The organism is Flectobacillus major DSM 103 (assembly GCF_000427405.1).
In the GTDB taxonomy this organism is placed as follows: Bacteria; Bacteroidota; Bacteroidia; order Cytophagales; family Spirosomataceae; genus Flectobacillus; species Flectobacillus major.
Map to the genome: position 1 here is coordinate 61477 of NZ_ATXY01000005.1, position 14474 is coordinate 75950.

The following is a 14474-nucleotide window of genomic DNA, read 5'->3' on the forward strand; positions in this document are numbered from 1 at the left end:
ATTAATTTTGATTTCATGGGGCTATAAGCAATAGGCTTTAAGCAGTTTGGTTGTGCTTATTGCCTAATGCCATTTGCTTACAGCTTTTTAGAATGATACTGATAAACCTGCTTGGTAAGATTTGCTGTTGGGGTATACACCCGAGTCAACCCCTTTATTGATAAGCGATTGGCCGTTTAAGCTAACCTCTGGGTCAAAACCTGTGTATTTCGTCCAAGTAGCAGCATTCTGAGCCGAGATGTATAACCTAAGATTTTTCAAATGCGTTTTTTTCAAAAACTTCGCTGGGAAATTATATCCAAACGAAATGTTTTTTAAACGATAGTAAGTTGCATCTTCAATAAATCTGTCAGAAATAGTAACGGCTGGGTCTTGGAAAGCCGCTTTTACATCAGTATTGGTATTGGATGGTGTCCAACGGTTCAATAAATCACGAGTAGCGTTGGTATAACCTGTTCCCAATTCTAGGTTGGCACGGTTGGCATTATAGATTTTGCCACCTACGTTGGCTTGAAAGAAAATAGACAAATCAAAACCTTTGTAACTAAAGGTGTTGGTTAAACCCGCTGTAAAATCTGGTTGATTAGCAATCACCACTCTGTCTCCTGCTTGTGTAATTACACCATCGCCGTTAATATCTTTATATTTCTGTCCTCCAGGGCTTTTATTAGACTGTGGCGTTAATGGTGTTTCGCCGCTTTGAATTACACCATCGGTTTGGTATACAATAAATGAACCCACAGGATAGCCAACTTTAGCAATAGATGGCGACGAAATAGATGGAATAATTTGTGATACGCCATCGCCTAAGCTCAAGATTTCGTTGATATTTTTAGAATATACCAAGGTTGAATTCCACTTGAAACCTTTGATATCTACATTGTGTGAGTTAATATAAATTTCATATCCTTTGTTTGAAACAGCTCCAATATTTTGATAAATCGTAGAAGCCTGTCCATTATAGAAATCAGATAAACCCGATGTACCCGGAACAGTACGAGTCAATAACAAATCTGTTGTTTTTTTGTAGTAATAATCCGCCACTAAACTAATACGGTTGTTGAATAATCCTACATCAAAACCAGCATCGACTTGGAAGGTTTTCTCCCAGCCTAAGTTTGAGTTTGGTACTGTATTGGGGGCATAACCCGAAACTGTAGTATTAGAGAAGTTGTAACGGAAATAGGCCAATTGCGATAGCGATTGGTAGGCAGGAATACTTTGGTTACCTGTCGAACCTGCACTTAAACGAAATTTAAGTTGATTAATGGTATTTGACTGTTGCCAGAATTTTTCATTGCTGATATTCCAACCAAAAGCTGCCGAAGGGAAATACCCCCATTTGTTACCATCCCCAAATTTGGAAGAACCATCGGCTCTTAATGTCAAAGTCAATAAATAACGGTCATCATACGAGTAGTTGACACGACCTAAATACGATGCCAAAGCCCAATCGTTTGCATAAGAACGAGGAGTACGGTTTGTAATACCAGTACCCAAGTTGTTATAGCCAAAAGCATCTGTTGCAAAACCAGCCGCTTCAGCAACAGTTCCTTCGGTTTTGGATTGTTGAGCTGTAAAACCAACAATAGCGTTTAATTTACCTTTTTGTCCGAGGGCTTTTTCATACGACAACGTATTTTCATTTAGCCAGTTGGTAGTAAACACAGAACCTACTGTTGCTAAGCCACTTAGGGCTTGCCCTTCAGCCGTTGTACTTGGCAGATAGCGGTTTTGTTTGTTGTCGAGGATATCAATACCAAACAAAACTTTCAATTTTAAGCCTTCAACCAATGTCAATTCTCCAGCTACATTACCTAATATACGATTGGTTTTTGTTTCGTTCAACTGGTTGTATAATGAGTTGATAGGGTTTTGTAAAGCAGACTCAAATGGACTTAATACCACAAAAGAACCATCTGCTCTATAAACCGGTAACGACGGAGGAGTTAGTAGTAAGTTACCAACAATAGCAGATGGAGCAACACTTGATTTAGTATAGCTCGTTACTAAACTTGAGGTAATTTTAAAGTTTTTGCTATAATCATGGTCCAAAGCAAAACGACCAGAATAACGAACAAAATCAGTATTTTGTAAAATCCCGTCTTGTTTTAGATAGTTTCCAGAAACAGACAGACGAGTTTTATCGCTTCCTGATAAAATAGAAATACTGTGGCTTTGAATACTAGCTTTGCGAAAGGCTGCTGCTTGCCAGTCTGTACCAACACCCGAAGTGTCTAATGTATAGCCCGAAACCGATGGTAATGTAGCTGTTTTGCCCGAGTTTTTGGCGGCATCTTTACGCAAAGCCCACCATTCGCCTGCATTCAAAAGCGGAATAGTACGGATTACTTCTTGTACACCATAATAGGCATCGTAATTGATAGATGATTTTCCTTTTGTACCATTTTTAGTAGTGATAATCACTACACCATTTGCTCCACGAGAACCATAAATAGCTGTTGCTGAGGCATCTTTCAATACGTCTATAGATTCAATGTCTGCGGTATTAAGGGTTGATAATGGGTTGATTTTTGAGCCATCAGTTACACCTGCATCGTTCAAAGAATAATCGTTGTTGATTGGGAAGCCGTCTATTACATACAATGGGTCTGAACCAGCTGTAATAGAGTTATTTCCACGAATTTGTACACTTACACCACCGCCAGGCTGTCCAGATGTTTGTGTAACAATTGCCCCAGCAATTGAGCCTTGCAATAGGCGTTCTACCGAAACAACAGGCTGTGATTTGATTTCTAGTGGAACAGAGGCTATCGACCCAGTAATATCGCTTCTTTTCTGAGTACCATAACCTACCACAATTACTTCGTCGAGGCGTTGACCTTTTGATTCTACTAGCTTGATATTGAGTGGTTCTATTTCAAACACCTCTATTTCTTGTCTTTTATAACCTACAAAGGTAACCAATACGGTAAATGGTGGCTTCTTGGTTGTTTTAAACGAAAACTCCCCATTGACATTGGTGTTGGCTCCGCCTGATGTTCCTTTTATCGAAATGGCAGCTCCAATAATCGCTTCTTTGGTTTTGGAGTCTACAATTTTACCTGTAATTGTTGCCGCTTGCTGCCCAAAGGTCTGACCTACGACAATAACCGACAGTAGCATAAAGAGATAATAAAATTTGTTTTTCATTGTTTATTTATTCTATAGTTTAACTATACTATTTCGTGATAAAATTAATTTCATATTATGCTTTCTAACACACTTGATTAGCATTACTTTGGTATAAATAATTAATTTAGCGAGCCAATGAATCGTTAAGACCGTATAGGCTAAATAGGTAATAATAACCTCGAAGACAAAGTGAAAAAGGTAGCCTTTAAACAAAGACATAACACACAAGCCACCAAGTAACTATAAGGTATTCTTGCCAAAAAGTTGATAACTAGCCTTTGTATTTTACAGTGTCACTAGAGGTCTTTTACACACCTAAATCCTAAATGATTACAAGCACTAGAGGTTTCGCCTTTGCCACGACTACCAGCTACGTACCTGATACAATATTGGTCGCTACAAAGAAACGATCCGCCTCGCTGAACATGCTTTTCAACGCCTGGCTCGTCGGGGTCGTAGCTACTTGTAGGCCCTTTAGGGTTAATTTTAGGACTATTTTTATAATAATCAGGGCGATACAAATCGCTACACCATTCCCAAACGTTTCCTTCTAAGTCGTAAATGCCTAGCGGATTTTTAGAAAATGACTTTACAGGAGCAGCATCAGCAAAGCCGTCTTCGGCTGTATTATTATTAGGAAAACTTCCCTGATAAATATTAGCCATCCATTTGCCTTGTGGTTTTAGTTGACTTCCCCAATAATATTTGGTATTGGGTCGGCCTGCTCTGGCGGCAAATTCCCATTCTGCTTCAGTTGGTAATCGCTTACCTGCCCATTTAGCATAAGCCAGTGCATCTTCATACGAAATTTGTACAACTGGATAATTTTCACGCCCTTTGATGCTACTTTCTGGCCCAGTTGGATGCCTCCAATTAGCTCCTGCTACGTATTCCCACCATTGTTGATAATTGTTGAGCGACACATTATCTTTTGTAGGCTTAAAAACCGCAGACCCCGGTACTAATTTATCGAGAGGGACACCCGGATAATCGGCGGGATTAAGGGGCCTTTCAGCTACTGTTACATATTGGGTAGCTTTGACAAACTCGGCAAATTGAGCATTGGTGACTTCGTGTTCATCAATCAAGAATTTATTTACCGTTACTTTATGCACAGGTTGAGCATCTGGAAACTCGGATGTCCCCATAGCAAAAGTACCACCTTCAACCAAAACCATCCCTGCAGTAGAAACCTTTTGGGCAATTGTGGTTTGTACAGATTGCATCAACAATGCTCTTTTTGAGCTAGTAGCTTTACAGGCTGTCTGACAAACGGTAATAGCTTGAGGGTTCTTAGCTTTTTTTTTCGATTCACCGCCACCTTTAACAGCAGCAATACCACCTAATCCTAACAATATAACAGAGCTTAAAACTTTCATAAATTACTTTATTACAATACTTTAGCTTTTGCCAAAGCTTGGTCTATTTCTATCTTTAAATCTTTTATTCCAGCTTTTTTCAAAACTGGTTTACCATCTTTATAAACAATCAAATACGGAAATGAAGTAACTGTTTTGAGAGAAGCTATCAAAGCAGGGCTTTCTTCCAGTTCTACTTCTACAATTTTGAGGGCTTCCCCATTTTCTTGACGAAGTGTTTCTAAAACAGGTTTTACTTTTTTACAAGCACCACAATACTTTGAACCTATATCTACTAAAACTAATTTATTACTGACCAAAATACGATTAAATTCTGAAGAAGACAATCATTTTTTGGCAGTAGTGAATAGCGGTTTTCCGCCCCCAACCCAGCTACCAATTCCTCCTTCAAGTTCATAGACCTCGGTAAAACCCTTTGTAAGAAGGTCTTTTGACAGAACGGCACTTCGGCCATTGCCAATAGAATACACAAAAACAGGCTTTTGCTTATCTAAAGAACTTAGAATAGTTAGGTATCCTTCTGTTTGCTGGGTAAGGTTAATAGCCCCTTCGATATGGTTCAATGCAAATTCTTCGGCACTTCTGGCATCTAAAATTTGGGGACGGGTCTGTGCGGCTACTTTAGCCGCAAAATCGGCCAAAGCAGTTGGTTTATGGTCTTGGGCAAAAGTCTGGCATGAAACTGCCAACAAAACTAAAAGGGAAAATATATGTTTTTTCATGATACTAAATTTAAGGGTTCACAAAAAGTTAAGGTTTTTTCTTTACAGGTAAAAGTGGCTGTTGAGGCTTAATTTTGTCGTAATCTACTACACCATTTTCTTTTGCCCATTCAAAATATTCTGCCGAAAGGGCATCTACCACCAACGGATATTTATTAGCTACATTTTGTAACTCACCTCGGTCATTTTCAAGGTCGTAGAGTTCCCATTGATAGCTTGGATAAATAGATACCAATTTCCATTTGCCTTTTCGTGCGGCTCGATTGCCTGCTCTCTCCCAAAAAATAGGTTTCTCACGCACAATTTCTTGGTTGTTGAATAACAAAGGAGTCAAGCTCTTACCCGGCAAAGGATTCACTGTATGTCCGTTATATTCACTTGGGTATTTTGCTTCGGCCAGCTCATAAATGGTTGGAGCAATATCTATCAAATGGCTTGTACCTTTGGCAATTTGCCCTGCCTTGATTTTGGAAGGAAACCATGCTATAAATGGCGAGCTAATTCCTCCTTCATAAGCAAATGACTTGAACGAGCGAAAAGGGGTATTTGATACAAACGACCAATTTTTACCTTGCGACTCAAACGACCCTGATGTACCAACAGGCCCTTTATTGTTGCCTGCTTTATCGCCCCAATGAGCAACATCCTCGGCAGGAGCTCCATTGTCGGAGATAAAAATAATTAGGGTATTTTCATCTTTTTTCAATGCTTTGAGCTTAGCAACTAAGCGTCCGATTCCTTGGTCGGCACGGTCAACCATAGCAGCATAAACTTCCATTTTGCCTTTCCAAAGTTGCTTTTCGTCGTAAGTGAGGGCTTCCCATTCGGGTACATCTACGTCACGGGTAGCAGCAGCATTGGCCTGAGCCTGCGAAATAATACCAAGTTTTACTTGTTTGGCTAATCGGTCTTTTCGTAGCTCGTCCCAGCCTTTGTCGTATTTGCCACGATATTTGGCAATATCTTCGGGTAAAGCTTGTAAAGGCCAATGCGGAGCAGTATAAGCTAAATACAAGAAAAAAGGCTTGTTTTCGTTCTTTTGCTCGTCGATAAACTGAATCGCATGATTGGTAACTTCATCGGTAAAATAATAAGAATCGGGTTTGGGTTTTAGTCGTTTGTTGTCTTCGAGTAAAACCACAGGATACGAACGCCCTAAAGGAATATTGTCGGCATTGAAGTAATTAGATGCCCCGCCCAAAATACCATAGAATTTATCAAAACCTCGTTGTTTTGGCCACGACAACGTATCGTTACCAACGTGCCATTTGCCCGACAAATAGGTATGATAGCCTGCATTACGCAAAACCTCTCCAAAGGTGAGTGATTCCTTGTTGAGGTACCCCTGATAAGGTGGTAAGCCTAAGTTAATATCAAAATAACCAATTCCTGCTTTGTGCGGATATTGCCCTGTTATAAGTGATGCACGTGTTGGGGCACAAATAGAATTATTATAAAACTCTTTTAGTCGAATTCCTTCGTTGGCCAACTTATCGATATTGGGTGTTTGGATTTCTGAACCATACGAACCTATATCTGAATATCCCAAATCATCTACCAAAACCAAGATGATATTGGGTTTTGATGGCTTAGTGAGCGTATTTTGGGCTTGTATTGGGCTGGTACTCCATATAAAAGCAAATAGCGACAAGACAGCCCAAGGATATGTGTGTTTTTTCATTGTGATACTTTTAAGAAATCAAAAACTAGACAAAACAGTGGCTTATTGCCCTCTACGAACCGCATTGGGAATCCCTAACACAGCGGGTTTGATTTTGTCAAAATTCTCGACATCTGTTTTCTTAGCCCACTCCTGATAATCGGCTATAAGTTCTTTTACTATTTCGGGGTTCTTACTGGCCAAATTGTTGGTTTCGCCACGGTCTTGGTCTATATCAAATAGCTCCCATGTTGTTTCAGGATAGGTTGATACCAATTTCCATTTGCCCTTTCGCACTGCACGGTTGCCTGCACGCTCCCAAAACAAAGGTTGTTCTCGTTGTAATTCTTTTCCTTCTGTCAAAACATCCTTGAGGCTTTTTCCAACCAAGGGGTTTGTTGTTCGCCCTTTGAAAGTACTAGGATAGCTTGCTCCTGCAAAATCATAAAAGGTTGGGGCTAGGTCTATTAAATGTCCTGTTCCTCGTACAATACCTCCTGCCTTGATTTGTTTAGGAAACCATGCAATAAATGGCGAGCTGATACCTCCCTCATGAAAGTTGTTTTTGTACTGGCGTAGGGGTGTATTCGAGGCCGAAGCCCAACTTTGCTCTTGGTAATCATAAGACCCTGCCGAGCCTATTGGCCCATCGTTTCGGGTTCTTTTTCTACCAGTAGGTATATATCCGCCCTGAGCACCATTGTCTGAAATAAAAACAATTAATGTATTATCGTCAATTTTCAACTCTTTCAGTTTGGCTAGAATACGACCCACGTTTTGGTCGACACGGTCGAGCATCGCTGCGTACACTTCCATTTTTCTTTGCCAAAACTGCTGTTCGTCGTAAGTATAACTATCCCAAGCTGGCACTTCAGTATCTCGCTCAGCAGGAATCTGCGAAGGAGCTACAATTCCCAATTGAATTTGCTTTTGTAACCTTTGTACTCTGAGCGAATCCCAACCAATTTGATATTTACCTTTGTATTTAGCAATATCTTCGGGTAATGCCTGCAATGGCCAGTGCGGAGCATTGAATGCAACATAGAGGAAAAAAGGATTTTTACTTTTTTTCTGCTCATCGATATAGGCTAAAGCATGATTGGTAATTTCGTTGGTCAGATACTGCCCTGGTTGCAAGGTAATCCGTTTGTTATCTTCTACCAATTCAACAGGAGTGTCTTTGTCGTGATGATAATAATTGCTTGCTCCATTAATAAAACCATAGAATCTATCGAATCCTCGTTGGTTTGGCCAATATAAGCTATCATTACCAACGTGCCATTTGCCCGACAAATAAGTATTATATCCTGCTTGCTTGAGTACTTCAGCAAAGGTCAGCGACTCTTTATTGAGCCATCCTTGGTAAGCGGGCAAGCCTAAATTAACATTGAAATAACCAACTCCTGCCTTGTGTGGATACTGTCCTGTTATCAAAGATGCCCTTGTTGGGGCACAAATAGAATTGTTATAAAACTCTCTAAATCGAATTCCTCCAAAAGCTAGCTTATCAATATTGGGAGTTTGTATTTCAGAGCCGTATGCTCCTATATCCGAAAACCCCATGTCGTCAACCATCACCAAAATAATATTAGGCTTTGCTTGCTTTTTTTGTGCCAAAAGCTCTCCTCCTATTAACAAATATATCATTGCAGATAGGAATAGGCTTTTTTTAGCATTTTTAATAAACATAAAATATCGAGTTATGAATACATTAAGTGAGTGCTTAATATGAAAGTACACTGTACATTTCTTGTCTGAATATCAGATTTTTAATTGCCAACTCACTCATCAATTTGTTGTATTACCTAGTAGTAAAAGTAGTGTCTTATATATGTCTGACCGTTTTTTTCACATGTTTATTGCTAATAAGCATGATATTCAGCTTTTTCAAATGTTGGCTGATACACCTCGTCTTCTACTTCGGGGCCATTGAGCGAAAGCTCACTTCCTTCTTTCTTCGACTTGAAAATTGGCCAAAGCAATTGTGCATACCATTCTTCTCCACGATAGTTTTTCACTCCATAACCCGAAGGATATTGACGAGTAATAAGAGCCGTACCAAAAATAATATCCCACAAAAAGAACATATTACCAAAATTGCCTTTGTAGTAGCCTACTCCGTCGTCGGTAGAATCGGCATGGTGGGCGTGGTGTGTAGCTGGCGTAGAAATAGTACGTTCCAAAACCCATGCTACAGGATGAAGCCATTTGTTATCATAAAAAGGTTTATCCCATTTAATACTTGAATGTGCCAGCCTAGTAATAAGCCCTTTGATAGTTTTAACAAAAAGAGTCGGATAGCCCAAGCCCAAATATACCAATACTGTAGTGAGGTATATCTGCGAGAAAAAAATAGTATAAATCACATTCTGGCGGCTAGCCATGGCCATTCCCATATAAGGGGCAGAGTGGTGAGTACGATGAAAACGCCACAAAAAAGGTACTTGATGATGTAAGCGGTGATACCAGTATTGTGTCAAATCGTCGTAAATAGCAATAATAAGCACACCAAAAGCAAATGGTATCCATGCTAAACTATTCTTGGCATCGGGCAATACAAAAGGTAATACTTTCAAGCCAAAATAGGCTACCGCAGGGCCTACTACCAATTTGGGTACCGAAAAGCAAGCTATATCTAATAGCTTTTCGTTGGTATTCCATTTTTTGCCGTATAAACCCAAAGAAAATTCGGCTATACCTAGTATAAAGGTTAGGGCTGTAAGTCCCCAGCCATTGAGGTTTTCAAAAATTGCTTCAATAAAATGAATCATTGCTAGTTAAAAGTTTAGTTTATTTTGAGATGATTGAACGGTCTTACTTGGTTTTAGCCATGGCTTTTCGCCTTTGTAGGCAAACCATGCAAACATCAAAATGACAGGCAATGCGTAAATCAATATACTAATTGAGGCATCTCGAATAATACGAGATTTGAGTGGGTTATCTAAGCTCATTGTTTTGTTAGTTTTGAGGTAAGCCAAAATATCTTTATGGTCAAAGTATTTGTTTTATCAGCCAAACGCCCCCTCCTAAGATCAATAATGGAGTAATAAAAACGATGATGCTAACAACAATTTTTTTGACTAGAATACCAATATCGTTTGTAATCATTTTGCTAAAATGTTAAAGGTGAAAATTATATCATAAGTACAAAACAACTTATCAATACACCATAAAAACCTAATAATCAACCAAATAAACACTTAATTATTCATTAAAACAGTTTCTTTAATTGACTCACGGCTTCCATTGATTATTTGTTAGCATCACGCTTTAAGCCCTGAATAGAAGCTCTTTGATTTCCAGATATTTCGCCAACATTCAAAAAGCCTAAACGCTGATTAAATGCCTGACCTTCTTTTTGTACCCATGTTACAAATCGGTTAAGCTCGTCGTTTTCGGTAGTTGTATTGGCAATAAAATACACTTTTTCGACTGGAATTGCCTTTATTTTAGGGTTTTTATCTAAATAGGAAATAAGTACGTCCAAATCCTGATAAATTTGTTCGTCTTTGTCCAATCTACCATTGTCGTTGATATCAATTGGCAATACTACCAAGCCTTGTTGCAAGGCTCTCGACTGCAAATCGTACAAATAACCCAAGTTATTATACGTTACACCCAATGAATCTCGACGGATAGCCTCTAGTAGGTGCTTGTCTTCGCCCGTAATTCCTTTGCCAACGATGTCGTCAGGCTTTGCCCCTAGATAATTCGCAAATGTAATAGAAGAACAAACCCTTGCCGAACGTGTATATACTTGGTAGCTGGCTTCTGTTTTTTTATCTTCCAAAGCATCTTCGGGGTCTTCCAAAAACACCTTTTTCAAGTCTTCTTGTTTTATTCCTCTTTTTTGAGCTTTTTGGGCAAGGGGGTTTTTGGCATTGGCTACAGGCAAAAGAGCATAGCGACTTACAGGAATAGCCACTTCGTTTTCTTTTAATTCAGCCTTGTCAATATCGTAAGAGGCAATTCGTACATTGGCTTGCTCTGCTCCTTCCTGATTTTTATCGACTAATTTAATGCGTGCTTCTGGATTTACTTTTTTATAGGCTGTAATCCATGTTTCTATCAACGGGTACGTAAATTTAGTACCACTCAATACCACTTTATTTTGGGCTTGAACGCTAAAAAAACTGGCTATAGCAATAGCGGATAGAATCGTTTTTTTCATCTCTGAAATATATTTAGTTGAAGGTTGTCCTTTGCGACAGCCCGCCTAAATACTACAAAAGCCAACCACCGACTATCATAGAAATCTAGACCAAGCTGTCGCAAAGGAATATAATATATACTACATTTTGTATAACGAAAAGAGCTCAAGGAAACCTTGTTGAGCAGATAGACTACAATGTGCAACAGCAACATCGCATTTGCATGCTAGACAAACTTACCACCTTGGTTGCTAGAAAAGAAGATACAATTGACATGACGTTTAGTTTTTTGGTTATTTTACCACAAAAATTTATCCACTTATGCTATATTAAGATAGCATTTGATGGTCACATTTGATAAAATACAATGATTTAATAGCTTAATATACAGCACATTGAGTAGGTGGTTTTTCAATTCGCTTATTAATCTACAATATCTATAGACAAAGATATATAAGATTTTTTTAATAACAATATTTTAGTAGAAAAGAATTTTTAAAATGCTTTTATTCATCATATTTTTATATTTATTACCCAAAAAACAATATAAAATCTGGCTAATAAAAGACATATATACAATATCTAAGCATATTTTTTTTTACTTTCATTTTTTAAATTACTTTGTCAAATACTATAATCAGCATTTGAGCTGTACAAAGGATTATACGGTTTTGGATGAGGAGTATTTTATTAGCCACACTTTCTAAATGAACAATACAGCCATTTTATCCAAAAAAAGAAATCCAAAATTGCATTTAAGTATTTGTATAGTCATAAACCCGAATCAACGATGAAGTGGATTACCCGAGAAAAACCCAAAATTGACCGCATAGCGTGTCCATGGCTTATTAAAAACTTTATTGATTCCGAAGCTGAGTTTTATTTTGTCCCTTTTGCCGATGTTTTACCTCAAGCCGCTATACTTGGAGCTATTCCATTTGATATTCCCAATGTAGAATTATCACATATCAATGATAAATGTACCTTCGATGCTCTGCTAAAAAAATACCACCTTTCAAGCCCTGCCCTTTTGACTATGGCCGATATTATAAGAGGTGCCGACACCGACCGACATGATATTTCGCCCTATTCGGCAGGATTATGGGCTATTTCGGCGGGCTTGGCTTATAATTTTCAAAACGACTACGAGCTACTTCAGCATGGTTTTATGCTATACGATGCACTATACAGCTGGGCATTGTATCTTCAAAAAGTGAAACATATTCAAAATCCTTTTGAAGACCTACTCGTGAATGTGTTTCAGAAAGTAATAACCCAACATCGCAAAACCCCAACCTGGGCAAAAGAGTTAAAGGATATTTTACAAGACCAAATAGACACCAACTTGGCGTTGAGTTTGAAAGATATTTCCAAAGAATTAGACATAAACCCAGCTTATTTGTCCAGAGAATTTTCAAAATATTTTGAAAACCTTAGCTATGGCGAATACATTAGGAAGTTGAGGGTAGAAAAAGCCATAGAACTACTAGAAACTACCAATTATACACTTACAGAGATTGCTTATCATACGGGTTTTTCTGACCAAAGCCATTTTACCCGCATTTTCAAAAGCCATACAGGTCAAAATCCTTCTTTTTACAGAAAAATGTTACGAAAAAGTAATTCTGATACAAAAGGTTAATTCTGTTCTATTTTAGCGAGGGTTTTGCATAGATTTTTGTACAAAACTTAAATACTAAACCCTCAATGCCTCATTATTCACTTAAAAATATCGTTTTATATTTCCTCCAACTCGGCTATTCAGGTTTTGGAGGGCCTGTAGCCTTGGTAGGCTATATGCACAGAGATTTGGTTGAAAAGAAAAAATGGATTTCTGAAGAAGAATACAAAACAGGACTTGCTTTAGCACAACTAGCACCAGGGCCATTGGCGGCTCAGTTGGGTATCTATTTAGGGTTTGTTCATTATGGTATTGTAGGAGCTACCTTGTGTGGGATTGCCTTTGTATTGCCCTCATTCTTGATGGTGGTTGTATTAGGATACTGTTATGTTGAATATAGCCATTTAGTATGGATGCAAACTGTTTTTTATGGTGTTGGGGCTGGTGTAATAGGCATTATTACGGTTAGTTCGTACAAACTTACGGTAAAGTCGGTAGGATTATTGACGGTATCGTCTTTCAAAAAAAATGCTCTTCTTTGGTTTTTTTATGGACTAAGTATCATTTTTACGATTCTTACACAACGAGAAGAAATATTATTTTTTGTACTATCGGGCTTTGCTTATATGCTGTACAAATTCCCACCCAAGTGGTCAAACAAACTCTTAAAACACTCTCCTTTGCTTGTTTCAAGCACATGGCTATTACCTATCGAAAATTCACGAATTGTTGATATTATATTATTTTTTGCCAAGGCAGGAGCATTTGTATTTGGTAGCGGACTAGCTATTGTACCTTTTTTGCATGAGGGGGTGGTTGTACAAAAAAATTGGCTCAACGAAGTTCAATTTTTAGATGCAGTAGCAGTAGCCATGATTACACCCGGCCCTGTCGTAATTACCGTAGGCTTTATTGGATATTTGGTTGAAGGCTTTTGGGGTGCTACAGCCGCAGCTTTTGCCACATTTCTTCCCTGCTATTTATTAACTATTTTACCAGCTCCATACTTCAAAAAAATATCGTCCAACTTATCCATCAAAGCCTTTGTAGAGGGAATCACAGCCGCAGTTGTAGGGGCTCTTGTAGGTTCGGTAGTTGTAATTGCCACTCGCAGTATTGTAGATACACCTACAGCATTAATAGCCTTATTATCAGGAACTTCACTATTATATATCAAAAAAATGCAAGAACCCTATATCATTATACTGGCGGGCCTGGCAGGAGTTGTATTCAAGCTATTATAACCTTTTTTTTATTCATTAAAACACTTTACGATGTACACTAAAACTTTACTTACATTATTTATTTCATTGCTTTTTCTTGTCAAAACAAATGCTCAAAACACATCGGGCTATCCCAAAATTGCAGGATATGTAGGTGTTATTCACCCTATTGTCAATTTTAGTTCGGAAGGTACAAGCCATAATTTTACGTCAAGCTACACAGTTGGCATGCCAACAGGAATCAATATTCTAAAAAGCGACCAAATAGGCTTTAGTTTTGAGTTTGTACCATTTATTAGGTCAGAAAATAACGTAGCCAAAATGAATAATTTCTTATTTCATCCAGGAGTAATGTTTCGTTTTAAGCATGGTTTTACGCTGGTAACACGTGCTGCCTTTGAAACATCTGGCCGTTTTGGTTTCACTCCAGTATTCAATAAGGTTATCAAGAAAAACAAAAATACCAATTACTTTGTAGCTCTTCCCTTGCCTGCCCGTTTTGGCAATGATAAACCTAGCACATGGGGTATTGGGTTTCAGTTTGGTATAGGCTTTTAAGCTCCTAAGTAGTTCTTCATGCTGA

General features: G+C 38.4%; 12 protein-coding genes. 3 read left to right on the plus strand and 9 right to left on the minus strand.

Going from position 1 to position 14474, the window contains the following annotated elements:
- Window positions 1-87: 87 nt before the first annotated feature.
- The 9 genes from FLEMA_RS0101400 to FLEMA_RS0101440 all read right to left on the minus strand — a co-directional run bounded on the left by FLEMA_RS0101400 (window position 88) and on the right by FLEMA_RS0101440 (window position 11067).
- Entirely contained in the window at window positions 88-3153 is a 3066-nt protein-coding gene (locus tag FLEMA_RS0101400) for a SusC/RagA family TonB-linked outer membrane protein (RefSeq protein ID WP_026993913.1), read from the minus strand.
- Between the two features lie 278 nt (window positions 3154-3431).
- Window positions 3432-4514, minus strand: a complete 1083-nt coding sequence (locus tag FLEMA_RS67145; RefSeq protein WP_081681230.1) for a formylglycine-generating enzyme family protein — start codon at window positions 4512-4514, stop codon at window positions 3432-3434.
- An 11-nt stretch (window positions 4515-4525) separates the two neighbouring features.
- Window positions 4526-4840, minus strand: coding sequence for a thioredoxin family protein (locus tag FLEMA_RS77090; protein WP_218918513.1), 315 nt, complete (start codon window positions 4838-4840; stop codon window positions 4526-4528).
- Window positions 4841-5236 carry a rhodanese-like domain-containing protein gene (locus FLEMA_RS77095; protein ID WP_218918514.1) on the minus strand — a complete coding sequence of 132 codons (396 nt, stop codon included), beginning with the start codon at window positions 5234-5236 and terminating at the stop codon, window positions 4841-4843.
- A gap of 28 nt (window positions 5237-5264) precedes the next feature.
- Window positions 5265-6917, minus strand: a complete 1653-nt coding sequence (locus tag FLEMA_RS0101415) for an arylsulfatase (protein WP_026993914.1) — start codon at window positions 6915-6917, stop codon at window positions 5265-5267.
- Between the two features lie 42 nt (window positions 6918-6959).
- Entirely contained in the window at window positions 6960-8585 is a 1626-nt protein-coding gene (locus tag FLEMA_RS0101420; protein ID WP_081681231.1) for an arylsulfatase, read from the minus strand.
- Window positions 8586-8758: 173 nt separating this feature from the next.
- The gene (locus FLEMA_RS67155) at window positions 8759-9667 is read right to left on the minus strand and encodes a sterol desaturase family protein (protein WP_044170450.1); all 909 of its coding nucleotides are present in this window, start codon (window positions 9665-9667) and stop codon (window positions 8759-8761) included.
- A 6-nt stretch (window positions 9668-9673) separates the two neighbouring features.
- Entirely contained in the window at window positions 9674-9847 is a 174-nt protein-coding gene (locus FLEMA_RS77190; protein WP_169719923.1) for a hypothetical protein, read from the minus strand.
- A 299-nt stretch (window positions 9848-10146) separates the two neighbouring features.
- Window positions 10147-11067: a hypothetical protein gene (locus tag FLEMA_RS0101440; RefSeq protein WP_026993916.1), complete on the minus strand. Its 921-nt coding sequence runs from the start codon at window positions 11065-11067 to the stop codon at window positions 10147-10149.
- A 770-nt stretch (window positions 11068-11837) separates the two neighbouring features.
- On the opposite strand from FLEMA_RS0101440, the gene FLEMA_RS0101450 reads away from it, so the two are divergent.
- From FLEMA_RS0101450 to FLEMA_RS0101460, 3 genes are all read left to right on the plus strand, one after another.
- Complete coding sequence (locus FLEMA_RS0101450) at window positions 11838-12689, plus strand: chromate resistance protein ChrB domain-containing protein (RefSeq protein ID WP_026993917.1); 852 nt, start codon at window positions 11838-11840, stop codon at window positions 12687-12689.
- A gap of 65 nt (window positions 12690-12754) precedes the next feature.
- Window positions 12755-13912, plus strand: a complete 1158-nt coding sequence (locus FLEMA_RS0101455; protein ID WP_026993918.1) for a chromate transporter — start codon at window positions 12755-12757, stop codon at window positions 13910-13912.
- Between the two features lie 30 nt (window positions 13913-13942).
- Entirely contained in the window at window positions 13943-14449 is a 507-nt protein-coding gene (locus tag FLEMA_RS0101460) for a hypothetical protein (protein ID WP_026993919.1), read from the plus strand.
- The last annotated feature ends 25 nt before the right edge of the window (window positions 14450-14474 follow it).

What these genes read in the sequence shown, in the direction of transcription:
- FLEMA_RS0101440 (WP_026993916.1), bottom strand. Translation starts at nt 11,067, where the DNA reads ATGAAAAAAACGATTCTATCCGCTATTGCTATAGCCAGTTTTTTTAGC.
- FLEMA_RS77190 (WP_169719923.1), bottom strand. Translation starts at nt 9,847, where the DNA reads ATGAGCTTAGATAACCCACTCAAATCTCGTATTATTCGAGATGCCTCA.
- FLEMA_RS0101455 (WP_026993918.1), top strand. Translation starts at nt 12,755, where the DNA reads ATGCCTCATTATTCACTTAAAAATATCGTTTTATATTTCCTCCAACTC.
- FLEMA_RS67145 (WP_081681230.1), bottom strand. Translation starts at nt 4,514, where the DNA reads ATGAAAGTTTTAAGCTCTGTTATATTGTTAGGATTAGGTGGTATTGCT.
- FLEMA_RS0101400 (WP_026993913.1), bottom strand. Translation starts at nt 3,153, where the DNA reads ATGAAAAACAAATTTTATTATCTCTTTATGCTACTGTCGGTTATTGTC.
- FLEMA_RS0101450 (WP_026993917.1), top strand. Translation starts at nt 11,838, where the DNA reads ATGAAGTGGATTACCCGAGAAAAACCCAAAATTGACCGCATAGCGTGT.
- FLEMA_RS67155 (WP_044170450.1), bottom strand. Translation starts at nt 9,667, where the DNA reads ATGATTCATTTTATTGAAGCAATTTTTGAAAACCTCAATGGCTGGGGA.
- FLEMA_RS0101460 (WP_026993919.1), top strand. Translation starts at nt 13,943, where the DNA reads ATGTACACTAAAACTTTACTTACATTATTTATTTCATTGCTTTTTCTT.
- FLEMA_RS77095 (WP_218918514.1), bottom strand. Translation starts at nt 5,236, where the DNA reads ATGAAAAAACATATATTTTCCCTTTTAGTTTTGTTGGCAGTTTCATGC.
- FLEMA_RS0101420 (WP_081681231.1), bottom strand. Translation starts at nt 8,585, where the DNA reads ATGTTTATTAAAAATGCTAAAAAAAGCCTATTCCTATCTGCAATGATA.
- FLEMA_RS0101415 (WP_026993914.1), bottom strand. Translation starts at nt 6,917, where the DNA reads ATGAAAAAACACACATATCCTTGGGCTGTCTTGTCGCTATTTGCTTTT.